At 65.8% G+C, this 24,822-nt stretch carries 23 protein-coding genes, 12 tRNA genes and 1 other RNA gene; 29 read left to right on the plus strand and 7 right to left on the minus strand.

Annotated elements, in window-relative coordinates; all coding sequences use genetic code 11:
* Window positions 1-152 precede the first annotated feature (152 nt).
* Genes ACZK1G_RS04500 through ACZK1G_RS04510 form a run of 3 tightly spaced genes read left to right on the plus strand, consistent with a single transcriptional unit; the run spans window position 153 to window position 2,636 of the window.
* Window positions 153-896 (plus strand): cysteine hydrolase family protein, encoded by a 744-nt coding sequence (locus tag ACZK1G_RS04500; RefSeq protein WP_049446693.1) that lies wholly within the window; start codon window positions 153-155, stop codon window positions 894-896.
* A gap of 53 nt (window positions 897-949) precedes the next feature.
* Window positions 950-1,858 (plus strand): LysR family transcriptional regulator, encoded by a 909-nt coding sequence (locus ACZK1G_RS04505; RefSeq protein ID WP_049446690.1) that lies wholly within the window; start codon window positions 950-952, stop codon window positions 1,856-1,858.
* A gap of 25 nt (window positions 1,859-1,883) precedes the next feature.
* The gene (locus tag ACZK1G_RS04510; protein ID WP_101764999.1) at window positions 1,884-2,636 is read left to right on the plus strand and encodes a sulfite exporter TauE/SafE family protein; all 753 of its coding nucleotides are present in this window, start codon (window positions 1,884-1,886) and stop codon (window positions 2,634-2,636) included.
* Between the two features lie 11 nt (window positions 2,637-2,647).
* Here the strand turns inward: ACZK1G_RS04510 and ACZK1G_RS04515 are convergent, their stop codons facing one another.
* Window positions 2,648-3,268, minus strand: coding sequence for a flavin reductase family protein (locus tag ACZK1G_RS04515; RefSeq protein ID WP_049446686.1), 621 nt, complete (start codon window positions 3,266-3,268; stop codon window positions 2,648-2,650).
* Window positions 3,269-3,393: 125 nt separating this feature from the next.
* Window positions 3,394-4,152, minus strand: coding sequence for a Bax inhibitor-1/YccA family protein (locus tag ACZK1G_RS04520; protein WP_049446684.1), 759 nt, complete (start codon window positions 4,150-4,152; stop codon window positions 3,394-3,396).
* A gap of 180 nt (window positions 4,153-4,332) precedes the next feature.
* On the opposite strand from ACZK1G_RS04520, the gene ACZK1G_RS04525 reads away from it, so the two are divergent.
* The 18 genes from ACZK1G_RS04525 (at window position 4,333) to ACZK1G_RS04610 (ending at window position 15,735) form a co-directional block, all read left to right on the plus strand.
* Window positions 4,333-4,409, plus strand: a tRNA-Pro gene (locus ACZK1G_RS04525).
* A 39-nt stretch (window positions 4,410-4,448) separates the two neighbouring features.
* Window positions 4,449-4,525 (plus strand) — tRNA-Arg (locus ACZK1G_RS04530).
* 173 nt (window positions 4,526-4,698) lie between these two features.
* Window positions 4,699-4,775: transfer RNA gene (locus ACZK1G_RS04535), tRNA-His, on the plus strand.
* A gap of 79 nt (window positions 4,776-4,854) precedes the next feature.
* A tRNA-Lys gene (locus ACZK1G_RS04540) sits at window positions 4,855-4,930 on the plus strand.
* A gap of 196 nt (window positions 4,931-5,126) precedes the next feature.
* A tRNA-Lys gene (locus ACZK1G_RS04545) sits at window positions 5,127-5,202 on the plus strand.
* Between the two features lie 416 nt (window positions 5,203-5,618).
* Window positions 5,619-5,987 carry a hypothetical protein gene (locus tag ACZK1G_RS04550; RefSeq protein ID WP_049446779.1) on the plus strand — a complete coding sequence of 123 codons (369 nt, stop codon included), beginning with the start codon at window positions 5,619-5,621 and terminating at the stop codon, window positions 5,985-5,987.
* A gap of 139 nt (window positions 5,988-6,126) precedes the next feature.
* Window positions 6,127-6,211, plus strand: a tRNA-Leu gene (locus ACZK1G_RS04555).
* 189 nt (window positions 6,212-6,400) lie between these two features.
* Entirely contained in the window at window positions 6,401-7,696 is a 1,296-nt protein-coding gene (tig, locus tag ACZK1G_RS04560) for a trigger factor (protein WP_014036145.1), read from the plus strand.
* Between the two features lie 76 nt (window positions 7,697-7,772).
* Window positions 7,773-8,399 carry an ATP-dependent Clp endopeptidase proteolytic subunit ClpP gene (gene clpP / locus ACZK1G_RS04565; RefSeq protein WP_004146318.1) on the plus strand — a complete coding sequence of 209 codons (627 nt, stop codon included), beginning with the start codon at window positions 7,773-7,775 and terminating at the stop codon, window positions 8,397-8,399.
* A gap of 126 nt (window positions 8,400-8,525) precedes the next feature.
* Complete coding sequence (gene clpX, locus ACZK1G_RS04570) at window positions 8,526-9,815, plus strand: ATP-dependent Clp protease ATP-binding subunit ClpX (protein WP_004154600.1); 1,290 nt, start codon at window positions 8,526-8,528, stop codon at window positions 9,813-9,815.
* Between the two features lie 142 nt (window positions 9,816-9,957).
* Complete coding sequence (gene lon / locus ACZK1G_RS04575; RefSeq protein ID WP_101765000.1) at window positions 9,958-12,408, plus strand: endopeptidase La; 2,451 nt, start codon at window positions 9,958-9,960, stop codon at window positions 12,406-12,408.
* Window positions 12,409-12,627: 219 nt separating this feature from the next.
* Window positions 12,628-12,900 carry an HU family DNA-binding protein gene (locus tag ACZK1G_RS04580; RefSeq protein ID WP_004146343.1) on the plus strand — a complete coding sequence of 91 codons (273 nt, stop codon included), beginning with the start codon at window positions 12,628-12,630 and terminating at the stop codon, window positions 12,898-12,900.
* An 11-nt stretch (window positions 12,901-12,911) separates the two neighbouring features.
* A tRNA-Val gene (locus ACZK1G_RS04585) sits at window positions 12,912-12,986 on the plus strand.
* A gap of 26 nt (window positions 12,987-13,012) precedes the next feature.
* Window positions 13,013-13,089, plus strand: a tRNA-Asp gene (locus tag ACZK1G_RS04590).
* A gap of 83 nt (window positions 13,090-13,172) precedes the next feature.
* Window positions 13,173-13,249: transfer RNA gene (locus tag ACZK1G_RS04595), tRNA-Asp, on the plus strand.
* An 87-nt stretch (window positions 13,250-13,336) separates the two neighbouring features.
* Window positions 13,337-13,413, plus strand: a tRNA-Asp gene (locus tag ACZK1G_RS04600).
* A gap of 106 nt (window positions 13,414-13,519) precedes the next feature.
* Window positions 13,520-13,596, plus strand: a tRNA-Asp gene (locus tag ACZK1G_RS04605).
* Between the two features lie 183 nt (window positions 13,597-13,779).
* Window positions 13,780-15,735 carry a peptidyl-prolyl cis-trans isomerase gene (locus tag ACZK1G_RS04610; RefSeq protein WP_197622176.1) on the plus strand — a complete coding sequence of 652 codons (1,956 nt, stop codon included), beginning with the start codon at window positions 13,780-13,782 and terminating at the stop codon, window positions 15,733-15,735.
* A gap of 226 nt (window positions 15,736-15,961) precedes the next feature.
* Here the strand turns inward: ACZK1G_RS04610 and ACZK1G_RS04615 are convergent, their stop codons facing one another.
* Complete coding sequence (locus tag ACZK1G_RS04615; protein ID WP_101765001.1) at window positions 15,962-17,164, minus strand: lytic transglycosylase domain-containing protein; 1,203 nt, start codon at window positions 17,162-17,164, stop codon at window positions 15,962-15,964.
* On the minus strand, window positions 17,161-17,925 hold the full coding sequence (gloB, locus tag ACZK1G_RS04620) for a hydroxyacylglutathione hydrolase (RefSeq protein WP_049446674.1): 765 nt from the start codon (window positions 17,923-17,925) through the stop codon (window positions 17,161-17,163). The genes ACZK1G_RS04615 and gloB overlap by 4 nt, the downstream gene beginning before the upstream one ends.
* Window positions 17,926-17,936: 11 nt before the next feature.
* Between gloB and ACZK1G_RS04625 the strand changes: the two genes are divergently transcribed.
* Genes ACZK1G_RS04625 through dnaQ form a run of 3 tightly spaced genes read left to right on the plus strand, consistent with a single transcriptional unit; the run spans window position 17,937 to window position 19,782 of the window.
* The gene (locus ACZK1G_RS04625) at window positions 17,937-18,581 is read left to right on the plus strand and encodes a methyltransferase domain-containing protein (protein WP_049446672.1); all 645 of its coding nucleotides are present in this window, start codon (window positions 17,937-17,939) and stop codon (window positions 18,579-18,581) included.
* 12 nt (window positions 18,582-18,593) lie between these two features.
* On the plus strand, window positions 18,594-19,046 hold the full coding sequence (gene rnhA, locus ACZK1G_RS04630) for a ribonuclease HI (RefSeq protein ID WP_014036151.1): 453 nt from the start codon (window positions 18,594-18,596) through the stop codon (window positions 19,044-19,046).
* Between the two features lie 4 nt (window positions 19,047-19,050).
* Window positions 19,051-19,782, plus strand: coding sequence for a DNA polymerase III subunit epsilon (dnaQ, locus tag ACZK1G_RS04635; protein ID WP_049446670.1), 732 nt, complete (start codon window positions 19,051-19,053; stop codon window positions 19,780-19,782).
* A 110-nt stretch (window positions 19,783-19,892) separates the two neighbouring features.
* On the opposite strand, the gene ACZK1G_RS04640 is transcribed toward dnaQ, so the two are convergent.
* Window positions 19,893-20,597, minus strand: a complete 705-nt coding sequence (locus ACZK1G_RS04640) for a PP2C family protein-serine/threonine phosphatase (protein ID WP_049446668.1) — start codon at window positions 20,595-20,597, stop codon at window positions 19,893-19,895.
* Between the two features lie 165 nt (window positions 20,598-20,762).
* On the opposite strand from ACZK1G_RS04640, the gene ACZK1G_RS04645 reads away from it, so the two are divergent.
* Window positions 20,763-20,853 (plus strand) — tRNA-Ser (locus ACZK1G_RS04645).
* Window positions 20,854-21,130: 277 nt separating this feature from the next.
* Window positions 21,131-21,535 carry a DUF6165 family protein gene (locus ACZK1G_RS04650; protein WP_049446667.1) on the plus strand — a complete coding sequence of 135 codons (405 nt, stop codon included), beginning with the start codon at window positions 21,131-21,133 and terminating at the stop codon, window positions 21,533-21,535.
* Window positions 21,536-21,589: 54 nt separating this feature from the next.
* On the opposite strand, the gene ACZK1G_RS04655 is transcribed toward ACZK1G_RS04650, so the two are convergent.
* Complete coding sequence (locus ACZK1G_RS04655; protein ID WP_049446665.1) at window positions 21,590-22,636, minus strand: glycosyltransferase family 9 protein; 1,047 nt, start codon at window positions 22,634-22,636, stop codon at window positions 21,590-21,592.
* Window positions 22,637-22,656: 20 nt separating this feature from the next.
* Between ACZK1G_RS04655 and ACZK1G_RS04660 the strand changes: the two genes are divergently transcribed.
* From ACZK1G_RS04660 to ACZK1G_RS04670, 3 genes are read left to right on the plus strand one after another with little or no spacing between them, the layout of a single operon-like run.
* The gene (locus ACZK1G_RS04660; RefSeq protein WP_049446664.1) at window positions 22,657-23,406 is read left to right on the plus strand and encodes a 3-deoxy-D-manno-octulosonic acid kinase; all 750 of its coding nucleotides are present in this window, start codon (window positions 22,657-22,659) and stop codon (window positions 23,404-23,406) included.
* The gene (locus ACZK1G_RS04665; RefSeq protein WP_049446661.1) at window positions 23,406-24,173 is read left to right on the plus strand and encodes an MBL fold metallo-hydrolase; all 768 of its coding nucleotides are present in this window, start codon (window positions 23,406-23,408) and stop codon (window positions 24,171-24,173) included. The genes ACZK1G_RS04660 and ACZK1G_RS04665 overlap by 1 nt, the downstream gene beginning before the upstream one ends.
* Window positions 24,170-24,559: a nuclear transport factor 2 family protein gene (locus ACZK1G_RS04670; protein ID WP_049446659.1), complete on the plus strand. Its 390-nt coding sequence runs from the start codon at window positions 24,170-24,172 to the stop codon at window positions 24,557-24,559. The genes ACZK1G_RS04665 and ACZK1G_RS04670 overlap by 4 nt, the downstream gene beginning before the upstream one ends.
* A gap of 87 nt (window positions 24,560-24,646) precedes the next feature.
* Here the strand turns inward: ACZK1G_RS04670 and ffs are convergent.
* Window positions 24,647-24,743, minus strand: an RNA gene (ffs, locus tag ACZK1G_RS04675) — signal recognition particle sRNA small type.
* Between the last annotated feature and the right edge of the window lie 79 nt (window positions 24,744-24,822).

The raw sequence follows: 24,822 nt of genomic DNA on the forward strand, positions 1-24,822 counted from the left end.
ATGGCCGGCGTTGGTACGCAGTCACCCATGGGCTGGCTCTACAGGGGGTTGTCTGTGCGCATATCGCACAGATCATGTGCGGCTTGGCGGCTGGTTCGTGCGCCATCCGCTCCGCATCATGTGCCCACTTTCCACCGCACAGGAGCTTGAACATGAACCTCACCGCCTTTGGTCTGGCCAGCCTGATCGGTATGGCCACCGCTACCTCCGTTGCCGCTGCCGAGCCGGCCCATCCCACCATCCGCCACATGGCCGGCGCGCCGGTCGCGACCTCGCTGGATGCGGCGAAGACCGCCGTACTGGTGATCGACTTCCAGAATGAGTACTTCGATGCCAAGGCCGCACCGGGCTTTGCCGGTGGCCGCATGGTCATTCCCGATGGCGTGGCCGCGCTGCGGCAGGCCAAGCGGGTGGTCGAATTTGCCGACGCCCACGGCATCCGCGTGATCCATGTGCAGCACGTGCTGCCGGCCGGCGCACCCCTGTTCGCGCAGGGCAGCGTCAATGCTGCCTTCCATCGCGACCTGCAGCCGCGCCAGGGCGAGACCGTGGTGCAGAAGGACAACGTCAGTGTGTTCGCCGGCGCGTCCGCCGCCGCGCTCGACCAGGTGCTGAAGAGCGCCGGCATCGACACCCTGATCGTCACCGGCCTGCAGACCCATGCCTGCGTGGCCGGTGCTGCGCGCGATGCGGCGGCCGCGCCACGTGGCTACCGGGTGATCGTCTCGTCCGATGCCAGCGCCAGCCGTGACCTGGACCTGGCCGGCGGCCAGCGCATCGGCCATCGCGCGCTGCATGAAGCTTCTCTGGCCCAGATCGAGGACACCTTCGGCGATGTCATGACGACTGACGCGATCCTGGCACTGCCGGTGCGCAAGGCTGGCGACGGCGCTTGATAAGCTGGCGGGGCCCGCATGCCGCGGGCCCCGCCACCTGGAGCTGCCCGCCGATGGATCACTTCGCCGCCCTGCGTGCGCTGCGCGCCATCGTCGACGCCGGCAGCTTTACTGCGGCCGCCGAACGCCTGGGGACCACCCATTCGGCGATGTCGCGGCAACTGCGGCAGTTGGAAGAACACCTGCAGGTGCGCCTGCTCGATCGCAACAGCCGTCGGCTGTCGTTGACCGAGGCCGGGCGCGATTACTACCGTGAGGCGGCGACGCTGCTGGACCGCCTGCAGGAAGCCGACGACCGTGCCCGTGCCGGGCAGGCGCAACCCAGTGGCAGCGTACGTATCAGCGTGCCGCAGGTGGTGGCCAGCCAGGAGCTGCCGCACTGGCTGCCGTCGTTCCTGCAGCGTTATCCGCAGGTTACGCTGGACCTGTCGGCAGATGATCAGCTGGTCGATGTAGTGGGCGGTGGTTTCGACCTGGCCCTGCGCATCGCGGCTTCATTGCCGGACAGCCAGCTGGTCGCGCGCGAACTGGCCAGCTGCCCGCGCATCCTGGTCGCCGCACCGGCCTACCTGGCGCGCCACGGCCTGCCGCGGCAGGCAGCGGACCTGGCACAGCACACGCTGCTGGGTTTCAGTCCCACGCCGTCAATGCCGCCCTGGCAGTTGCAGGGGCCGCGCGGCGCAACCGCGAGCGTCGAAGCCGGGCAGCGCCTGCGCGTGGATGCCACGCCCGCACTGTACGCTGCCGCGCTGGCCGGCATGGGCATCAGCCTGTTCACCGCGCTGACCGTGCAGGAGGATCTGCGCGCCGGTCGTTTGATCCGCGTACTGCCGGCCTGGCATGCCGGCCAGCGGTGCTACTTCGCGCTGTATCCGCATGCGCGTGCGCTGGCGCCCAAGGTGCGTGCGCTGGTCGAGCATCTCGCGGCGCACTACGCTGCACAGGTGAGCGCGGCAGGGTAGTCGCGCGGTTGCAACCGAGGTGGTGATGGAGTCGGTGTATCTGCTGGTCGCGCTCGGCGCGATCGTCGCCGGATTCGTGCAGGGCCTGTCCGGTTTCGCCTTCGGGATGGTAGCGATGTCGTTCTGGGCGTGGGGGCTGGAGCCGCGCCTGGCCGCTACGCTGTCGGTGTTCGGCGCGCTGGTTGGTCAGCTGGTGGCAGTGTTCACCGTGCGCCGCGGGTTCAATCTGCGCCTGCTGCTGCCGTTCGTGCTGGGTGGGCTGGCGGGCATCCCGCTGGGCGTGATGGTGTTGCCGCAACTGGACATGGACTGGTTCAAGGCGCTGCTGGGCGGCTTCCTTGCGCTGTGGTGCCCGGTGATGCTGATGGCGCGATCATTGCCGCCGATCCGCGTGGGCGGTCGTATCGGTGACGCGATCGCCGGCATGGCAGGTGGCGTGCTCAGCGGCATCGGTGGTTTCGCTGGACCGGTGCCGACGCTGTGGAGCACGCTGCGTGGCTTCGGCAAGGACGAGCAGCGCGCGGTCATCCAGAACTTCAATCTGGCGATGCTGGCAGTGACCATGGCCACCTATGTCGGCAGCGGCCTGGTGAGCCGGCAGATGCTGTCGTACTTCGCCATCGTGGCACCGGCGATGCTGGTGCCGACCCTGCTGGGTGCGCGCGTCTACATCGGCATCAGCGAGGCGCGCTTCCGGCAGATCGTTCTGAGCCTGTTGACCGCCTCGGGCATCGCACTGCTGGCGTCGTCGCTGCCGGTGCTGCTCGCGCGACCGTAACCAGTTGAACTTCAGGCCGGGCGGAACATGCGGAAGCGCTGTTCGGCGCCGATGCGGAAGTAGTCGGCGGGCCCGCCACCGCGCAGGATCGGGGCCGCCGCCGCGGTGTCGTAGATGCCATCGACCAGCAGCCGTGCATCGATATGCACCGCCACCACTTCGCCCAGCACCAGCCAACCGCTGGTGTCCTGGCCGGCGGCATCGCGCAGGCGCACGATCTGGGTGCAGCGGCATTCCATGCTCACCGGGCTCTGTGCAACACGTGGGGGTGCGACCTGCGTGGATGCCAGCGGCGTCAGGCCGGCGAGGGCGAACTCGTCGACATCTGGTGCGACCGCGCGGCAGCTTTCGTTCATGGCCACGGCCAGGTCGAACGTGGCCAGGTTCCAGACGAACTCGCCGGTGGCTTCGATGTTGCGCAGCGAGTCTTTGCGGCCCTGGCTGGAGAAACCGATGATCGGCGGGGTGTAGTTGAAGGCGTTGAAGAAGCTGTAGGGCGCCAGGTTCAACATGCCTTGCGCGTCGCAGCTGGAAATCCAGCCGATCGGGCGCGGGCCGATGATGGCGTTGAACGGGTCATGCGGCAGGCGGTGGCCTTCAGCCGGGCGGTAGCTGTGGAAGGTGTCGGTCATGGGGGCGTGTTCCGTAGCGTCGAGCGTGCTCGACTCTACCGCCTGAAACAGTCGAGCAGGCGCGGCCCACAAAAAAAGCCGCGACCCTTGCGGATCGCGGCTTGTCGTTTTCGGCGTGGCTGGACTCAGCGCTGCTGGATCTTCGACAGCAGGCGCAGGAATTCCACGTACAGCCAGACCAGGGTCACCATCAGGCCGAATGCGCCATACCACTCCATGTACTTCGGCGCGCGCTGGGCCACGCCGGTTTCAATGAAGTCGAAGTCCAGCACCAGGTTCAGCGCGGCCACGACCACCACGAACAGGCTGAAGGCGATGCCCAGCCAGCTGGAGTCATGGATCACCGGCACATTGATGTTGAAGAAGCCCAGCACGAACGAGGCCAGGTAGAGCAGGGCGATGCCGCCGGTGGCAGCGACCACGCCCATCTTGAAGTTCTCGGTGGCCTTGATCACGCCGCTGCGGTATGCGAACAGCAGTGCGGCCAGGGTGCCGAAGGTCAGCAGCACGGCCTGGAACACGATGCCCGGGTACTTCATGTTGAACAGGGCCGACACGGCGCCCAGGAACAGGCCTTCGACCAGCGCGTACATCGGCGCGGTGACCGGCGACCATTCCTTCTTGAAGATGGTGATCAGCGCCAGCACCAGGCCGCCGATCGCGCCACCGATGGCGTACAGGCTCGCGCTGCCGGAAATCTGGCCGTACTCGTCAACCGACTGGCTCCAGGCGAATGCCGCGGTCAGCACGGTCAACAGCAGCAGGATGCCGGTCTTGTTGGCGGTGCCGTTGAGGGTCATCACCTGGTCGGGGCTGGTCACCACCGAACCGCTGGCGAGGTCGAGGAAGGTCGACTCGGAAAGAGCCGGGTTGCCGCTGCGCATGCGTGTTCTCCGTGCGAATGAGGGTCGGGACGGCCATCCGGCCGATGACCGCGAGCATAGCGGATGACCACGCACGGCGCTGTGGCAGACTTCAGGTTGTAGCCGCCCGCGTTGACAGTTCGCGATGTGCTTGGCGACAATGAACGACTCCCCGGGCCTGGCCCGAGGGGATTGCAAGACCGGGGTATAGCGCAGTCTGGTAGCGCGCCTGCTTTGGGAGCAGGATGTCGGGGGTTCGAATCCCTCTACCCCGACCAATCCCACGTCACGTCGGATTGGACACCGTTCCGGTTCGGGCGCCCGTAGCTCAACTGGATAGAGCACCGGCCTTCTAAGCCGGCGGTTACAGGTTCGATTCCTGTCGGGCGCGCCATCGGCGAGACAGCGGGGTCGCATCGGCGGATGTGAAGAAGTGCTTGCAAAAGCGTAAAGACTCCACCAGAATATCGGACTCGCTTCGGCGGACCGGAACTTCGGTGACAGTCTCCAGGCAAAGGTTTGAGGTTCCATCGCCAGCGGCATCGGCGGGGAACGAAAGTTTCAGTGGTGGCTGTAGCTCAGTTGGTTAGAGTACCGGATTGTGATTCCGGTGGTCGGGGGTTCGAATCCCCTCAGCCACCCCACTGATTCAACCGCATCGGCGCAGCCGAAACGGTATTGCAATAAACAGAAAGCACGCTACAATGTGCGTCTGAGTTTCACGGGCCGTTAGCTCAGTTGGTAGAGCAGTTGACTCTTAATCAATAGGTCCAAGGTTCGAATCCTTGACGGCCCACCAAGACGGAAGCCACCTGGTACGCCAGGTGGCTTTTTTCTTATAAGTGTGACCCTTTCGTTTCGATGGGTCACACGTTGCAGGGCCCCGCCTGGTGTGGATCTGCAACGCAGCGGGATCGCAGTACTGGTTTCAACGATGTTGAAGAAAGTGCTTGCACCCACCGAGCGGATCGGGTAATAATTCGCGCCCCGATTTCGGGCTGTTAGCTCAGTTGGTAGAGCAGTTGACTCTTAATCAATAGGTCCAAGGTTCGAATCCTTGACAGCCCACCAGACGAAAGCCACTTGGTTCGCCAAGTGGCTTTTTTCTTGTCTGCGCGCCGGGTTGAGCGTGCGGATGTCAGTGCGCTGGCTGGCGTGGAGCCTCCTTGAGTCAAGGGGGTGCGGCGAAGCCGCGGGGATGTGGGGGCTGATGAAGTGGGGTCCGCGCTTTGCCGCGCAAAGCGTGGGGCTGCGGCGCGAATGCGCGGCAGCTTCCCACTTGGTTCGCCAAGTGGCTTTTTTCTTGTCTGCGCGCCGGGTTGAGCGTCATCCACGCATGGCGTGGATCTACTGAAGCGGTGCTGAAATCAGGGGCATACGCGTCATCAGTGTTTTCAATGCTGTGCGCTGCTTCTCACCGCATCGCGTCCTGCATCGCACCCAATGGATCTTCCGCGCCGATGGCGCATGCACGAAGGAAGATGTTGATGGCTGAGATCACTCGATTGCACCGCACGCTGTGGGTTCCCTTCGCGTTGATGGCACTGGCGGCCTGCACGCCGGGCAATGATCCCGCGCAGACCGTCGAGCGCGATGCGAGCGCGGAGAGCATTCCGGCGCGCCCGGTCGGTGACGCCATGCAGATGCAGCCGGCCCAGCCTGCGGAAGGGGAGGTCCTGCCCGACGCGGTGGACATGCAGCGCAATGCGGACGGTTCGGTGGATGTGCGCAAGGCTGCGCCGGAGTCGGTGGCCCTGCGTCGTACCGACGATGGGGGCGTGGAGGTCCGGAAGGTGGATGCGACCGTCGACCCTGGCACAGGCGCGGCGCCGGCCCGCGCTGTGCCGCAGCAGTAGGCTGCAACCGCCCCGGCGGGTCGCGCGCCCGCCGGGGTGGCTGCGATGCAGCGATGGCGCGGAGCTTAGTGGATTCAGCTTTGTGCAGGCCTTCCGATTCCAGTCGCCGCCTGCGACAATGAAAGCCTGTGCCGGCCACGCGAAAGTGGCGGAATTGGTAGACGCCCTGGATTTAGGTTCCAGTGCCGCAAGGCGTGGGGGTTCGAGTCCCCCCTTTCGCACCAGTGCCGGCCTGTCCCCGCCCTGATCGGGCCATCGGCGCCCCCTTGACCGGCACGCGCTGGCAGTGCAGGCCGAATTGGGCGAAACTAAAGGGCTGCGGCAAGCAGGCGCGTCCCAGACGTCGTGTCCTTACAACCGTTTCATCCCAATCATCGAGCCGGGGGCCTGGGCCACCGGTGGCAGGAGTTAACATGCAAGCTTCGATCGAATCCACCGGCAACCTGGAACGCCGCCTGAGCTTCTCGCTGCCGGAAGAGCGTCTGCAGAGCCACATCGTCGGCCGCCTGGGCGAAATCGCCCGCACCACCCGCATCAAGGGTTTCCGTCCGGGCAAGGTGCCGGCCAAGGTGATCGAGCAGCGCTTCGGCGCGCAGGTCCGTGGCGAGGCGCTGGACGGCCTGCTGCGCGAGACCTTCGATGCCGCCGTGCGCGAGCACGACCTGCGCATCGTCGGCAGCCCGCGCATCGACAAGGGCGACGAGGGTGAGTTCTCCTTCGTGGCCACCGTGGAAGTGGTGCCGGACTTCGGCGACATCGACGTCAGCAAGCTGACCGTCGTGCGCCACAGCGCCGAGATCACCGACGCCGACATCGACCAGATGATCGAGAACCTGCAGAACCAGCGTCGTACCTGGGCCCCGGTCAGCCGTGGCGCGCAGGACGGTGACCTGGTCGCGGTGGAAACCTGGTCGCAGGCCGGCGAAGAGCGCCTGCCGGCCGAAGGCACCGAGAAGGGTTCGATCGTGCTCGGCCAGGGCATGATGTTCGACACCATTGAAAAGGGCCTGGTCGGCCTGGCCAAGGGCGAAGAAAAGACCCTGGACGTCGAGTTCCCGGCTGACTGGCGCGTGCCGGTGCTGGCCGGCAAGACCGTGCAGGTCACCGTCAAGGTCGCCGAAGTGTCCGAGCCGGTCGTGCCGGCGGTCGACGAAGCCTTCATCAAGAGCTTCGGCGTGAAGGGCGGCGACGTCGAGCAGTTCCGCAGCGACATCCGCGCCAACCTGGAGCGCGAGCTGAAGGGCGCGCTGATGAACCGCCTGCGCCGTGAAGTGGGCGAGCAGCTGATCGCCGCCTACGCCTCGGTGGAAATGCCGCCGCGCCTGGTCGAGAACGAAGCCCGCGCCATGCTGGCCCAGCAGGTCGAGCAGATCCGCCGCAATGGCCAGAACGTCGGCGAAATCCCGGCAGATGCCCATGAAGGTTTCAAGGACGCCGCCGCCAAGCGCGTACTGGTCGGCCTGCTGGTCGGTGAAGTGGCCCGCATCAACGACCTGCGCCTGGAAGCCAAGCGCCTGAACGAAACGATGCGTCTGATCGCTTCGACCTACGAAGAGCCGGAACAGGTCATTGAGATGTACCGCAACGACCCCCAGCTGATGTCTGGCCTGCAGAACCGCGTGATGGAAGAGCAGGTGATCGACTGGATCGCCGAGCGTGCCCAGCACACCGAAGAGAAGCTGTCGTTCCAGGACGCGATCCGCCAGTAATCCCGGGCGGATCACCGGATGCCCCGCGCCTTTGCCGGCGCGGGGTTGTTGCCCCCCAAGATAGGTACCTCACGTAATGGACAACCGAACCAAAGCCCTGAACCTGGTTCCGATGGTGGTCGAGCAGACCAGCCGCGGCGAGCGTGCCTACGACATCTATTCGCGCCTGTTGAAGGAGCGCCTGATCTTCCTCGTGGGCCCGATCGACGATCACATGGCCAATGTGGTGGTGGCGCAGTTGCTGTTCCTGGAATCGGAAAACCCGGAAAAGGACATCAACATCTACATCAACTCGCCGGGTGGCGTGGTCACCGCCGGCATGGCGATCTACGACACCATGCAGTACATCAAGCCGAATGTGAGCACCACCTGCATCGGCCAGGCCGCCTCGATGGGCGCCCTGCTGCTGGCCGCGGGCGAAGCCGGCAAGCGCTATGCGCTGCCGAATTCGCGCGTGATGATCCATCAGCCGCTGGGTGGCTACCAGGGCCAGGCCACCGACATCGACATCCACGCGCGCGAGATCCTGACCCTGCGTTCGCGCCTGAACGAGGTGCTGGCCAAGCACACCGGCCAGTCGCTGGAGACGATCGCCCGCGACACCGAGCGCGACAACTTCAAGAGCGCCTTCGAGGCGCAGGCCTACGGTCTGGTCGACCAGGTCCTGGAGCGTCGTCCGGATGAGTCGATCCAGGCCGGTTGACCGGCCTTCACGGGGCCATGGAGGCCCCGTTCCTGCAGGGTCGGGCGGGACTGGCGTCCCCTCGGCCCTGTGCTATTCTCGAATCGAACCCCCGTTCAGCGGGTGGGGTAACTGGGTAAGCGAAGCATGAGCGAAGACCGCCAAGGTCGTTCCACGGACACCGGCAAGATCCTCTACTGCTCTTTCTGCGGCAAGAGCCAGCATGAAGTGCGCAAGCTGATTGCGGGTCCGAGCGTATTCATCTGCGATGAGTGCGTGGAGCTGTGCAACGACATCATCCGTGAGGAACTCGAGGAAAAGGCGCAGTCGGCGCGCAGTTCGCTGCCCAAGCCGCGCGAGATCCTCGAGGTCCTCGACCAGTACGTGATCGGCCAGAACCGCGCCAAGCGCACCTTGGCCGTGGCCGTGTACAACCACTACAAGCGCATCGAGAGCCGGCAGAAGAACGACGACGTCGAACTGGCGAAGTCGAACATCCTGCTGGTCGGCCCGACCGGTTCGGGCAAGACGCTGCTGGCCGAGACCCTGGCCCGCCTGCTCAACGTGCCGTTCACCATGGCCGACGCCACCACGCTGACCGAAGCCGGTTACGTGGGCGAGGACGTGGAGAACATCATCCAGAAGCTGCTGCAGAAGTGCGACTACGACGTCGAGAAGGCGCAGCAGGGCATCGTCTACATCGATGAAATCGACAAGATCTCGCGCAAGAGCGAGAACCCGTCGATCACCCGCGATGTGTCCGGCGAAGGCGTGCAGCAGGCCCTGCTGAAGCTGATCGAAGGCACCGTGGCCAGCGTTCCGCCGCAGGGCGGCCGCAAGCACCCGCAGCAGGAATTCCTGCAGGTGGACACCAAGAACATCCTGTTCATCTGCGGCGGCGCGTTCGCCGGGCTGGACAAGGTGATCCAGGCCCGTTCCACCGACGTCGGCAGCATCGGCTTCGGCGCCAAGGTGAAGAGCAGCGAGCGCAAGCAGGAAGTGGGCAAGGTGCTGGCTGAAGTCGAGCCGGAAGACCTGATCAAGTTCGGCCTGATTCCCGAGTTCGTCGGCCGCCTGCCGGTGGTGGCGACCCTGGAGGAGCTGGACGAGCCGGCCCTGATCAAGATCCTGACCGAGCCGAAGAACGCCATCACCAAGCAGTTCAAGAAGCTGTTCGAGATGGAGAACGTCGAGCTGGAGTTCCGTCCGGACGCGTTGTCGGCCATCGCCAGGAAGGCGCTCAAGCGCAAGACCGGTGCCCGTGGCCTGCGCACCATCGTCGAATCGGTCCTGCTGGACACCATGTACGACCTGCCGTCGCAGGAAAACGTCAGCAAGGTGGTGGTGGACGAGTCGGTGATCGAGCACAAGTCCGAGCCGTACCTGATCTACCAGACCCCGGCGGCCCCTGAACAGAAGGCCGCAGGCGCCGAGTGATCCTTCCAGGTTGTTGATTGGAAAGGATTTTCAAGGAATGCCTTGCATCTGAAAGCCGATGGCCCCATAACGGGGCCATCGGCTTTTTTTGTCTCCGGAAGATGCCCTCCCGGAGGCGGTTTTCCCCTTCCCTGGAGCCCCCATGGCCCGTTCCCCAAGTGAAACCCTCGACCTGCCGGTCCTGCCGCTGCGCGACGTAGTGGTGTTCCCGCACATGGTCATCCCGCTGTTCGTCGGCCGTGACAAGTCCATGCACGCGCTCGAACAGGCAATGGAAGCGGACAAGCGCATCCTGCTGCTGGCGCAGAAGTCGGCCGAGACCGACGACCCGCATGCGGCCGACCTCTACCAGGTCGGTACGCTGGCGCAGGTGCTGCAGCTGCTGAAGCTGCCCGACGGCACCATCAAGGTGCTGGTCGAAGGCCTGTCGCGCGTGCAGGTCACCCACGTCGACGAGCGCAACGGCTCGCTGCACGGCCAGGCCGTGGAGATCGACGCCAGCGATGAGCGCGGAGCGCGCGAGGTCGAGGCGATCGCCCGCTCGCTGATGTCGCTGTTCGAGCAGTACGTGAAGACCAACCGCAAGTTGCCGCCGGAACTGCTGCAGACGCTGTCGGGCATCGATGAGCCGGCGCGCCTGGCCGACACCATCGCCGCGCACATCAGCGTGCGCCTGGCCGACAAGCAGCGCCTGCTGGAAACGCTGGCCGTGAGCGATCGCCTGGAGATGCTGGTCGGCCTGGTCGATGGCGAGATCGACGTGCAGCAGATGGAGAAGCGCATCCGCGGCCGCGTGAAGTCGCAGATGGAGAAGAGCCAGCGCGAGTACTACCTCAACGAACAGATGAAGGCCATCCAGAAGGAACTGGGTGACCTGGATGACGCGCCGGGTGAACTGGAAGAACTGGCCCGCAAGATCGCCGAAGCCGGCATGCCGAAGGCCGTTGAAGCCAAGGCGCGCAACGAACTGAACAAGCTCAAGCAGATGTCGCCGATGTCGGCTGAAGCGGCCGTCGTGCGCAACTACCTGGAGTGGTTGCTGGGCGTGCCGTGGAAGAAGCGCAGCAAGGTGCGCAAGGACCTGAAGGCCGCGCAGGACACCCTCGATGCCGATCACTACGGCCTGGAGAAGGTCAAGGAACGCATCCTTGAATACCTGGCGGTGCAGTCGCGCGTGAAGCAGATGAAGGGTCCGATCCTGTGCCTGGTCGGTCCGCCGGGCGTGGGCAAGACTTCGCTCGGCCAGTCCATCGCCAAGGCCACCAACCGCAAGTTCGTGCGCATGTCGCTGGGCGGCGTACGCGACGAGGCCGAGATCCGTGGCCACCGTCGTACCTACGTCGGTTCGATGCCGGGCCGCATCGTGCAGAACCTCAACAAGGTCGGCAGCAAGAACCCGCTGTTCGTGCTCGATGAGATCGACAAGATGTCGATGGACTTCCGTGGCGATCCGTCTTCGGCGCTGCTGGAAGTGCTCGATCCGGAGCAGAACAACGCGTTCAACGACCACTACCTGGAAGTGGACCTGGACCTGTCCGAAGTGATGTTCGTGGCCACCTCGAACTCGCTCAACATTCCGGGCCCGCTGCTGGACCGCATGGAAGTGATCCGCATCCCCGGCTACACCGAGGACGAGAAGCTCAACATCGCCACCCGCTACCTGGTGCCGAAGCAGATCAAGGCCAACGGCCTGCAGCCGGAAGAGCTGGAGATCGGCAGTGATGCGATCCAGGACATCGTGCGCTACTACACGCGCGAATCGGGCGTGCGCAACCTGGAACGCGAGATCGCCAAGATCTGCCGCAAGGTGGTGAAGGAGATCGCGCTGGCCGGGCCGCAGCCGGTGAAGGCGAAGAAGGGCGCGAAGAAGTCCAAGGCGCTGGTGAGCGTGTCCAGCAAGAACCTGGACAAGTACCTGGGCGTGCGTCGTTTCGACTTCGGCCGTGCCGAGGAAGAGAACGAGATCGGCCTGGTCACCGGCCTGGCCTGGACCGAAGTCGGTGGCGATCTGCTGCAGATCGAATCGACGCTGGTGCCGGGCAAGGGCCAGCTGATCCTGACCGGCCAGCTCGGCAACGTGATGAAGGAATCGGCGTCGGCGGCGCTGTCGGTGGTGCGTTCGCGCGCGGTCGGCTTCGGCATCGACAGCGACTTCCTGCAGAAGCACGACGTGCACCTGCACGTGCCCGATGGCGCCACGCCGAAGGACGGCCCGAGTGCCGGTGCGGCGATGGTCACCTCGCTGGTGTCGATGCTGACCAAGGTGCCGGTGCGCGCCGATGTGGCGATGACCGGCGAGATCACCCTGCGTGGTCGCGTCACCGCCATCGGTGGCCTGAAGGAGAAGCTGCTGGCTGCACTGCGTGGCGGCATCCGCACGGTCATCATCCCGGAAGAGAACCGCAAGGACCTGGCCGACATCCCGGCCAACGTCACCCGCGATCTGGAGATCGTGCCGGTGAAGTACATCGAAGAAGTCCTGGACCTGGCGCTGGAGCGTCCGTTGGCACCGAAGAAGGCGCGCAAGAGTGCGCAACGTGTCACGGTGCGCAGCAAGGCCAAACCGAGTGGAAACGCGCGCGTCAAGCATTGACGCGCGCTGTCCAATGGCCCGAAACCCGCGTCGTTGCTGGCTTTCCAGCTTGCGTGGGGGTAGGGCCGCTGGTATAAAAGCAGCACTCGCGAATGAGTGATCGCAGTCTGGCGATCGCTGAATTCGGCGAACCGTTTCCACATGGCGGCCGCATGCAGAGCGCGTGCGGTTGCTTCCCTGTCGAATAAGCGGAACCCACCGCCAAAGGAGTTGTAGAGAATGAACAAGACCGAATTGATCGATGCCGTTGCTGAAGCTGCAGACCTGACCAAGGCCGAGTCCAGCCGCGCTGTCGATGCCGTCGTTGCTGCCGTCACCAAGGCGCTGAAGGACGGCGATGCGGTCACCCTGGTTGGCTTCGGTACCTTCCAGGTCCGCGACCGTGCTGCCCGCACCGGCCGCAACCCGAAGACCGGCGACACCATCAAGATCGCTGCTTCGAAGAATCCGTCGTTCAAGGCTGGTAAGGCCCTGAAGGATGCTGTAAACTAAGCGGCTCGCTGGGGTGCTTAGCTCAGCGGTAGAGCGTCTCCTTTACACGGAGAGGGTCGGGGGTTCGAAACCCTCAGCACCCACCACAGCACCGCGGTAAAAGTTTGAGTGTGGAGCGGTAGTTCAGCTGGTTAGAATGCTGGCCTGTCACGCCGGAGGTCGCGGGTTCGAGTCCCGTCCGCTCCGCCATTCAACGAGGCCTCCGGCCAAAAGCTGGAGGCTTTGTTTTCTCCCCGGTCCAGGCCGGCTGAAAGCAAAAAAAGCAACAACGCGGAGCGGTAGTTCAGCTGGTTAGAATGCTGGCCTGTCACGCCGGAGGTCGCGGGTTCGAGTCCCGTCCGCTCCGCCATTACATCGAGGCCCCCGGCCTAAAGCTGGGGGCCTTGTCTTCTCACCGACAGGTTCGGGAGGAAGACGAAAAGGTTTTTGCAAGAACGGAGCGGTAGTTCAGCTGGTTAGAATGCTGGCCTGTCACGCCGGAGGTCGCGGGTTCGAGTCCCGTCCGCTCCGCCATTGCAGAATTCTTAAGTCCCTGTGAAAAAACTTTGAAAAAAGTGTTCATCGGGCTGGGTTTCCAGAGAGTCTTCGGATATACTGGGCACCTGCAAAGTTCAAGCGCGGAGCGGTAGTTCAGCTGGTTAGAATGCTGGCCTGTCACGCCGGAGGTCGCGGGTTCGAGTCCCGTCCGCTCCGCCAACTTCAAAAGCCCTCGGCGCAAGCCGGGGGCTTTTTCTTTGTGGCGCGCCGAACGTTGCCGATGCCGCGGGTGGCGCATCGCCGGCGGAGATGGGCGCAGGCCACGCCGGTGCTGCTTTTGGTCCCTGCGGCGAAGCGGGTTACACTGCCGGGCTCGCCAATCAGGCCTTGTGATTCCTCACCATGCTGCAGAAACTCCGCGACAAGACCTCAGGCTGGATCGTCACCGTGATCCTGGGGCTGCTGATGATTCCGTTCCTGTTCGTGATCGACAACAGCTACCTCGGTGGCGTTGGCGCACAGAACGTGGCCAAGGTTTCCGCGCCGCCGACCTGGTGGCGTTCGGCGCCGTCGTGGTGGCCGGTGCGCATGCTGTGGCAGCATCACGAGATCAGCTCGCAGGATTTCCGCACGCGTTTCGAGCAGGAGCGCATGCGTGAGCGCCAGCAGCAGGGCGACAACTTCGACCCGCGCGCGTTCGAGAGCACCGAGAACAAGATGGCCGTGCTCGACCAGCTGATCGACGAGCAGGTCGTGCGCCTGGTCGGTGAGCAGGCCGGCGTGGTGATCGGCGACGGTGCGGTGCGCGAGTACATCGCGACCATGCCGGCGTTCCTCGATTCGAACGGCAAGTTCAACGAGAACAACTATCGCCTGGCGCTGGCCGGCAGCAACCCGCCGCGTACGCCGACCCAGTTCCAGGAACTGGTGCGTGAGAGCCTGCAGCAGTCGGTGATCCCGTCGGGCCTGCAGAGCTCCGGCTTCGTCACCCAGGCCGAGACCGAGCGCCTGTTGAAGCTGCTGGGTGAAACCCGCGACGTCGAGCTGGCCGCGTTGCCGCCCGTGCCGGCCGATACCGCGCCGGTCACCGATGAGCAGATCAAGAAGTGGTACGACAGCCACGGCAAGGATTTCCGCGAGGCCGAGAGCGTGTCGCTGGAGTACGTCGAGATCAACGGCGCGAACCTGCCGGCACCGACCGCGGCCGATGAAGCGACCCTGCGCAAGCGCTATGAAGACGAGAAGGCGAAGTTCACCTCGCCGGAGCAGCGCCAGGCCTCACACATCCTGATCACCGGTGATGGCGCCGAAGCCAAGGCGAACAAGATTGCTGCCGAAGCCAAGGCCGCCGGTGCCGATTTCGGAGCGCTGGCCAAGGCCAATTCGGAAGATCCGGGCTCCAAGGACCAGGGCGGTGACCTGGGCTGGGTCGAGCGCGGTGCGATGGTGAAGCCGTTCGAGGACGCACTGTTTGCGGCCAAGGCCGGTGACGTGATCGGCCCGGTGAAAACCGAGTTCGGCTACCACATCATCAAGGTGGCCGCTGTGCGCGGTGGCCAGGGCAAGTCGTTCGAGGAAGTGCGTGACACGCTGGCCGCCGAGCAGCTGAAGGCGGACGGTGAGCGTGGCTTCAACGAGCTGGCCGGTCACCTGGTCGATGCCATCAACAAGAGCCCGAGCGACCTGGCCGCTGCGGCCAAGGAAGTGAACCTGCCGCTGCAGACGCTGGGCCCGATCACCCGCGCGACCGCCAGTGGCATTGCCGCTGACCCGGCGGTGCTGCGTGCAGCGTTCTCCGACGTGCTGGTGCAGGACGGTACCGCCAGCGACCCGATCGCCCTGGGTGGCGCGACCAACCACAGCGTGGTCATCCGCGTGGCTGCGCACACTCCGGAACAGGCGCTGCCGCTGGACAAGGCCCGTGAGCAGGTGATCGCCGCGATCCGTGCTGACCGCCAGCGCCAGGCCAGCGACAAGGCCGCCGATGCCATTCTGGCCAAGCTGAAGGCGGGCGCCACCCTGCAGTCGCTGGCTGCCAGCGAGAAGCTGCAGCTGAGCCCGATGCCGGGCCTGCCGCGCAGCCAGCCGGTGCCGACCCCGGAAATCAACCGCGCGATCTTCAGTGCGCCAGTGCCGGCCGAAGGCAAGCCGAGCTATGGCAAGGTCGACGTCAATGGCCACGCGCTGCTGTTCGCGGTGAACAAGGTCAATCCGGGCGACATCAAGGAAGTGACTGCAGAGCAGCAGAAGCAGCTGAAGGAACAGCTGAGCCAGATCGACGGCATGGCCGCGGCCAAGGCCTACATCGAGGCGATGCGCAAGAAGTTCGTGGTCCAGACCACCGAAGCGAACCTGTAAGCCTCGCCGGCAGCAGGTACGAAAAGGCCCGGCAATGCCGGGCCTTTTTTGTGCCTTCGCCTTGCTTGTGGCGCGCTTGAGCTTTGGTAGTGGTCGAGCTTGCTCGACCGCCTTTTGTAGCGTCGAGCCATGCTCGACTGCGTCTGCTGGGCGCAGGCATGAAAAAGCCGAGCATGGGCTCGGCTCTACAGGAAACAGGGCAGGGCGCGGTGGTGCCGCGCCTGACTCAGTCTTCGACGCGCAGCACGGCGCCCGGCTTCAGCACGCTGCTGCCGCTCAGGCCGTTCAGCGACAGCAGGGCCTTGACCGGCATGCCGTAGCGGCGGGCAATGGTCCAGGCCGACTCGCCATCACGCACGGTGTGGCGGCGGCTGCGCGGACGATCAGCAATCGCGGCGACGGTCTTGGCGACCTGCGGCGTTGGCGTGGCGGCGGCAGCCGGTGCGGCGCTGGCGACCAGCGCAGTGGCTGCTTCCGCGACAGTCGCATTGGCGGCCGAGACCGGTGCCAGCACGCGGGTGGTGCCCGACGAGGCGCGACCCCCCCCAGCCAGGGCAGGGTTCAGGCGGGCGATCCTGGCCGGGTCCAGGGCGCGCTGTGCGGCCCACTGCTGGACGCTGGTGCCAGCCGGCAGGGTGTGGTCCTTCAGCACCGGCACGGTGCGGTCCAGCGAGGCCATCACGCCCGGCTGGTCTTCCACGTCTTCCAGCACGCAGGCCAGGGCATGCAGCTTCTCGACGTAGGCGTAGGTGACCGGCGACAGGCCGGGCAGCGCCGACGGCTTGGCGTTCTGCGCATTCATGCCGGCCTTGCGCAGCGACTGCAGCACGCGGTACTCACCAGCGTTGTAGGCCATGGTGGCCAGGCGCCAGTCGCCGCCGAACATCCCGTGCAGGGTCTTCAGGTAGCGCACTGCAGCCTGGGTCGAATCGACCGCCGACAGGCGGCCGTCGTAGCCGTTGGCCATGGGCACGCGGTGGTTGCGCGCGGTGGTGGCGATGAACTGCCACAGGCCGGTCGGGCCGCTGCCGTTGCGGGCGTTGGGCCGATAGCCGCTTTCCACGAACGGAATCAGTGCGAATTCGGTAGGCAGGTTGGCCTTGCGCAGCTCTTCGACCACGTAGCCGAACAGCACCAGCGCATCGTCATCCTGGTTGGCCAGGCGCGACGGGGCGTGGGCGAACTGCTTCTGCCAGCGCGGGCTGGTGGCGTCGGCGTTGCAGGTAGGCTCGGCCAGGCCGTCGCGGAAGCTGGAGAAGATCTCCTGGCCATTGCGGACCGACGCGGCCGGCAACGCGGCCGGATCCAGCGGCAGGGCCGCGGCGGCGGTCAGGTTCTGGCTGATGCCGGCGCCCAGCGACTGGGCACCGGCGGTTCCGGCCAGCCCCAGGACCAGGCCCAGGGCCAGCGGCAGACTTCGGCGCATCATGCGCGGAAGCCGTCTTTCCAGTGCCGGAGGCCGGCCATGACGTCGACGTCGTCAACGACGTCGCGGCCCAGGTGCGCCGACACTGCCGCGCGGATCGGCGCAGTGTGCACACGCAGGAACGGATTGCAGTCGAATTCGTTGGCCAGGGTTACCGGCAGGGTGGAACGGTCATCGCGGCGCATGGCCAAAGCCTCCTCTTGGCGCTGCCACAAGGCAGCGTTGGCGGGGTCGACATGCCGCGCGAAGACGGCATTTGACACGGTGTACTCATGGGCGCAACAAAGCAGCAGTTGCGCGGGCAAGGTACCCAGCTTGCGCATCGATGCCAGAAGCTGGGACGGCGTACCTTCGAACAGGCGTCCACAGCCCAGGCTGAACAACGAATCTCCGCTGAAAAGATGTTCAGCAGTGTGAAACGCGATGTGGCTGCGGGTATGCCCGGGCACGGATAGTACGTGGAACGTCCGGCCCAGTGCCTGAACGCGTTCACCTTCGCCGACCCGCTCGGTTGCCGTGGGGATGCGCTCTTCGACCGGCGCGATGACCCGTACACCGGGAAAACGTGCCTGCAGCGCGGGCACGCCACCGATGTGGTCATCGTGGTGGTGGGTGAGCAGGATCGTGTCCACGCGCAGGCCCTGATCGGCCAGCGCAAGCACCGGCGCGGCATCGCCGGGATCGACGACCACGGCGGCGCCAGCGTCGTCGATCAACGTCCAGATGTAGTTGTCCGCAAATGCGGGCAGGGCAGTCAGTCGCATAGAATTGGACCATGCCCGCGCTGCAGAGCACCCGTCAAGCGAGCCAGACCCCGTGGTTCGACAGTGAACCGGCGGAGTCCTTGCGCGTGCTGGAGCGGCAGTTGCTGCTGCCGCAGCTGTCGGTGCTGCCGACGCAGCCCTGGCTGTGGATCGCGCCGAGTGCTGCCTGGCTGGACGATGCGCAGCTGGGCGGGCGTGGCCTTCGCCTGTTCCGGCAGGGGCAGGGCTATGCCGGTGACACCCGCTGTGCGCTGCCGCTGCCGCTGGCGAACGAGAGCGTCAACGCGGTCGTGCTGCAGCATGTCACCACGGGTGATGCCGACCAGCTGCTGGACGAGTGCGAACGCGTACTGATGCCGGGTGGCCACCTGTGGCTGAGCAGCCTCAACCCGTTCAGCCCTTACCGCACGCACTGGCGCCAGCACGGACTGGTGGTGCGCACGCCACAGCGGATCCGCCTGCTGCTCGGCCGCCACGGGCTGGAGTGCGACGATATGCGTTACCTCGGCCCGCTCTGGCGCGGCGCCGGCAGCCGCCGCCCGGGCGGTTGGGCGCCGCTGCGTGCGGCCTGCCTGTTCCATGCTGAAAAGCGCACGCTGGCCCTGCCCGGGCCGAAACCGTTGCCGGTGCGTTGGCACGGCACCGTTGCTACCTGATCTGGAGTTGTATTGAAAACCATCGAAATCCACACCGACGGTTCCTGCCTTGGCAATCCCGGCCCCGGCGGCTGGGCTGCGCTGCTGCGCTACAAGGGCCACGAACGTGAACTGAGCGGCGGCGAAGCGCACACCACCAACAACCGGATGGAGCTGATGGCGGCCATTTCCGGGCTGGAGACGCTCACCGAGCCGTGCAACATCGTGCTCTATACCGATTCGCAGTATGTGCGGCAGGGCCTGACGCAGTGGATGCCCGGCTGGATCCGCAAGAACTGGAAGACCGCCGGCGGCGACCCGGTGAAGAACCGCGAACTGTGGGAGCGCCTGCATGCCGCGACGCTGCGGCACCAGATCGACTGGCGCTGGGTGAAGGGCCACTCCGGTGACCCGGACAACGAGCGGGTGGATACCCTGGCGCGCAACGCAGCCATCCAGATCCGCGACTCGAGCCCGGTAAACTGAGCCCATGCGTCAGATCATCCTCGATACCGAAACCACCGGCCTGGAATGGAAGAAGGGCAACCGCATCGTTGAAATCGGCTGCGTGGAGCTGTTCAAGCGCCGCCCGACCGGCAACAACTACCACCAGTACATCAAGCCGGACTGCGAGTTCGAACAGGGCGCGCAGGAAGTCACCGGCCTGACCCTGGAGTTCCTGGCTGACAAGCCGGACTTCGCGCAGATCGCCGATGAGTTCCTGGCGTTCATCGATGGCGCCGAGCTGATCATCCACAACGCGGCATTCGACCTCGGCTTCCTCGACAACGAGCTGTCGCTGCTGGGCCCGCAGTACGGGAAGATCACTGACCGCTGCACGGTGATCGATACCCTGGTGATGGCGCGCGAGCGCTTCCCGGGCCAGCGCAATTCGCTGGATGCGCTGTGCAAGCGGCTGGGTGTGGACAACTCGCACCGTGCACTGCATGGCGGCCTGCTTGATGCGCAGATCCTGGGCGACGTCTATATCGCGCTGACCTCGGGCCAGGAGGAAATCGGCTTCGGTCTGGGCGATGACGATGGCGGTGGCGCCGGTGCGGCGCTGCAGGCCTTCGATACCAGCAAGCTGCTGCCGCGCCCGCGCGTGGTGGCGACGCCGTCGGAGCTGGAAGCGCATACCGCGCGGCTGGAGCGGCTGCGCAAGAAGGCCGGCCACGCATTGTGGGATGGCCCGAAGGCGGAAGAAGCCGCCAGCGCGTAATACACCGGGGTAGTGCCGGCCGCTGGCCGGCATCTGCGTGATACGCGGGTTCCCGGTGAGCCGGCCAGCGGCCGGCACTGCCGCATCCACGCATGGCGTGGATCTACGGGTTAATGGCAGCGCACCAGGATCACGCTGATGTTGTCGCGGCCACCGCCGTCGAGCGCGGCGGCGACAAGGGTGTCCACGCATTCCTGCGCGCTTGCATCCTCGAACGCCAGGGTGCGGGCGATGCCGCGGTCGTCCACTTCCTCGGTCAGGCCGTCACTGCACAGCAGCAGCTGCATGCCGGGGCGCAGTTCACCGCTGGTGGTGGCCACGTTCAGGTGTGCCGGATCGGTCACGCCCAGCGCCTGGGTGACCACGTTGCGATGCGGATGCGCGCGTGCCTGCTCGGCAGTCAGGTTGCCCTGCGCGACCAGCTCCTGCACCACGCTGTGGTCCTGGCTGAGCTGGGCCAGCTGGCCGTCACGCCACAGATAGGCACGGCTGTCGCCGACCCATGCCACTTCATAGCGATTGCCCTGCACGCGTGCGGCGACCACGGTGGTGCCCATCGGCAGGGTGTCGTTGCGCCGCCGCGAGGCGCGGATGATCTCTTCGTCGGCGGTACGGATGGCGTGGGCCAGCGGCGCGCCACGGCGGATCTCGCGCACGATGGTTTCGCGGGCCAGCGCGCTGGCCACCTCGCCGCAGGCGTGGCCGCCCATGCCATCGGCCACCAGCCACAGGGCCAGCTCGCTGTCACCGTAATAGGTGTCTTCGTTGAGCTCGCGGCGCAGGCCGGGGTGGGTGAGGTGTCCGAATTCGATCATGGTGTGCGGGGGCGGGGTATTGCTGGGGAGACAGGCATCATCGGGGGGCTGCAGGCATCCGGCAAGGCATGCACTCAGGAAATTTTCACTTCGTTGACCGGAATGACTTGTCGTCGGCCTCACTTCCTCGTATGATGCGCGTCCCCGGTCCGCCGGGGACCACCCGGAGAGGTGGCAGAGTGGTTGAATGTACCTGACTCGAAATCAGGCAGGCGTTTATAGCGCCTCGGGGGTTCGAATCCCCCCCTCTCCGCCAGATAAAGAAAAAGGGCTGCCGAAAGGCAGCCCTTTTTCTTTATCTGGCGCGGGACGCGCCGCGCTTTGCGCGTCGCCCCACACGTTGCTGCGCAACGCGTGGGCCCCTCCCTTTGCCGGCCTCTCCCCGCCCCTGTCGGGGCAGGTGCATCAGTAGATCCACGCCATGCGTGGATGCTGTTCCTGCCGAGCTGAACCATCCACGCATGGCGTGGATCTACCCATTCCATCGCGAGCTGCGGGTTAAACTGCCTGCATCACCTGCTGGAGCTTTCCCCATGACCGCTGAAATCCTCGTCCCCGTTTCTTTCGGCGAGCTGCTGGACAAGATCTCGATCCTGCAGATCAAGTCCGAGCGCATCAGCGACGAGGGCAAGTTGGCCAACGTGCGCAGGGAGCTGTCGGCGCTGGAGCAGACCTGGATGGCGCACCCGGCGGCGGTGAAGGACATCGCCAAGCTGCGTGCCGAGCTGAAGGCGGTCAACGAGCAGCTGTGGGATATCGAGGACGACATCCGACTGAAGGAGAAGGCGCAGGCGTTCGACCAGGGCTTCATCGACCTGGCGCGCAGCGTCTACCTGCGCAATGACGAACGCGCGCGCATCAAGAAGGCGATCAACCTGGCGCTGGGTTCGGCGTACGTGGAAGAGAAGTCGTATCAGGATTACGCGCAGCGCGCGTAATCCCGGGGATGCCGATGCAGTAGATCCACGCCATGCGTGGATGGAGCCCGCTGCTCACCCCAGATGGTCGGCGACGTAGCGTTCGAAGGCAGCGATACCGTCTTCAACGGTGATCAGTTCCATCACATCGTCGAACTCGATCTTGGTGCCCCACTTCAGATCGGTGGCCTGCTTGGCGAGGTACTTGCGTGCAGCATCGTCGTAGCGGTCCACGCAGTAGCGACGGTCCGAGTAGGGACCGCTGCGGTTCGGATTGCTGGCCGCATGCAGGCCCAGCACCTTGGCGCCCATCGCGTTGGCGATGTGCATCGGGCCCGAGTCCGGTGTCATCACCAGGTTGGCGCGGGCCAGCAGGGCAGGCAGCTGCTTGAGCGTGTCCTTGCCGACCAGGTCCAGTGCCGGTGTGTGCAGCTGTGCCTGGATGGCGTCGGCCATGCTGCGTTCCAGTTCGCTGCGGCCACCGCACAGCACCACCTGCCAGCCGCGCGTGACCGCGTGGTTGGCCACTGCGGCGTAGCGGTCGGCATACCAGTTACGGCGCACGTGGCTGGAGCACGGCGAGATCATCAGCACCGGGCGACCATCGTCCTGCCACTGCGCGGCGGCCCACTCATACGCAGACTGCGGCACGGCCAGGTCCCAGCTGACCTCGGCCTGGCGCAGGCCCAGCGGTTCGCAGAAGCTGCCGATGGCATCGAGCACGTGGATGCCGGGACGGTCGGGAATGCGTTCGTTGATGAAAAGCCCGTGCAGGTCCTTCGAGCGGCTGCGGTCGTAGCCGATGCGGCGCTCGGCCGGAATGAAGGCCGACAGCAGGTTGGCGCGGAACGCGACCTGCATCTGCAGCAGCGCTTCGAAGCGCCCCGGCGGCAGCTGCCTGCGCAGTTCCTTGACCCCGGCCATGCCGCTCTTCTTGTCGTAGGCATGGAAGGTGACGCCGGGCAGGCCGTCGAGCAGCTTGTGGCCGACCTTGTCGATGATCCAGTGGATCGGCGTGTCCGGGCGCGCGGCCTGCAGGGTACGCACCAGGGGCACCACGTGGGTGACATCGCCAAGTGCGGACAGGCGCAGGAGGCACAAGGAGGAGGACGCTGATGCCATGTGTTGTTAGACTCAATGAAATGGTCGCATTCGACGCCAATGAAGCGCTGACGCCATGCCGCGAGGGTCGCGGCATCGGGGCCATTCTGTTCGACCGCGAGCGGCTGCGGCAAGCCGAGATCGGCCTGTTCTCGCCCCAGCACTGGGGCAGCAGGGCCCGGCCGGTGGGCGAGGGCGGCCGTGGCAGTGCCTGGTTCGTCGATGCGCCGTTCGGTGCCAGCGTGCTGCGCCACTACCTGCGCGGCGGCATGGCGGCCCGTATCAGCCATGACCAGTACCTCTGGCGCGGTGCGGACCGGACCCGCAGCTTCGCCGAATTCCGGCTGATGCGCGCGCTGCGCGAGAAGAAGCTGCCGGTGCCCCGACCATTGGCGGCCTTCTACATGCGCGAGGGCCTGCGCTACCGGGCGGCGATCCTGATGGAGCGGATCGAGGGCGTGCGCTCGCTGGCCGACCGCGCACTGGTGGCCGGCCGGGGTGCTCCCTGGGAGGAGACCGGGCGCCTGATCGCCCGCTTCCACCGTGCCGGGCTGGACCATGCCGACCTCAACGCGCACAACATCCTGTTCGATGGCAGCGGCCATGGCTGGCTGATCGATTTCGATCGCGGCGTGATCCGCATCCCGGCCACCGCCTGGCGCGAGCGCAACCTCAAGCGCCTGCTGCGCTCGCTGATCAAGCTGCGCGGCGAGCGCAGCGTGGAAGACGTGCAGAAGGACTACGCGCGGCTGCGCCGCGCCTATGACATGGCCTGGAACCGGGGCACCTGATGGACTGGTCGTTGCGTTTCCTCGGCGTCGGCAATGCGTCGGCGGTCGAGCTGGGGTCGCCGATGTCGGTGATCGAGCGGGAGGGGCGCCCGTGGCTGACCATCGATTGTGGTGGTGAAGGCCTGACCGCGTTCAAGGCGCACTACGGGCACATGCCGCAGGCGCTGTTCGTCACCCATGTGCACCTGGACCACGTGGCCGGCTTCGAGCGCCTGTTCGTGGATACCTTCTTCAATGCGCACCGGCGCGGCAAGGTGCGCCTGTACGTGCCTGCCACGGTGGTGCCGCTGCTGCACAAGCGCATCGGGGATTACCCGAACGTGCTGGCCGAGGGCGGTGCGAACTTCTGGGATGCCTTCCAGTTGATCGTGGTCGGTGAGGCGTTCTGGCACGAGGGCGTGCGCCTGGAAGTGTTTCCGGTGCGCCATCACTGGCCGGAGACGGCCTATGGCCTGCGCCTGCAGGGCGCGTTGACCTGGAGCGGCGATACCCGGCCGATTCCGGAGATGCTGGCCCGCTTCGCCAACGACAACGAACTGATCGCCCACGACTGCGGCCTGCACGGCAATCCGTCGCATACCGGCGTGGACGACCTGGAGCGTGAGTACAGCGCCGAACTGCAGGCGCGAATGATGCTGTACCACTACGCCAGCGCGGCCGATGGCCTGGCATTGGCCGCGCGTGGGCACCGCGTGGCGCAGCCGGGGCAGTGCGTGCCGCTGGCGAGCCCGACCGCGCCGCACGTGCTGGCCCAGGATCCGCCGTGAGTGGTACCGGCCAGCCCGCAGACGCGGCGCTGGCTGCCGAACTGGAGGCGCTGGAGCGTGCACTGCATGCGCCAACCGTGCGGGCCGGCCGCGAGCAACTGGCGGCATTGCTGGATGAGGAATTCAGCGAGATCGGCAGCTCCGGCCGGTGCTATGACCGCGCGGCCGCGCTGGAGGAGATTCCGCTGGAGCGTGCGCAGGTGCAGATCGAATCGGAGCAGTACGCGATCTGGCTGCTGTCGCAGGACCTGGCCCAGGTGCGCTATCGCAGTCGCTATCACCTCGATGGCCAGGCGCAACGCTGGGTGCTGCGCAGTTCGCTGTGGCGCCGGCACGGGGAGGGATGGCGCATGGTGTTCCACCAGGGCACGCCAGAGGCAGGGTAGCGGCGGGTGTTGCCTGGTACGAACGGCTTAAGGGTCAGAGCCCTTTGCCGGGCAAAGGGATCTGACCCCAGTGCAGAAAAGGCGGTGGCCCCGCCGGCTGACCTCGGCGCCCGCGTCGATCGATACCGTTGCTGCCTTCCGGCCCTGGCGGGGTTTTCGACCTAGCGTCGCGAGGGGCCGACGGGGCCACCATAGAGACGTCGGCCGCCCATTGGGCGGCCAGTTCACGGATCAGGGGAAGCAGCGCGCGTCGCGCCGGAGAC

It is taken from the genome of Stenotrophomonas sp. 109824_Sma (assembly GCF_056480025.1).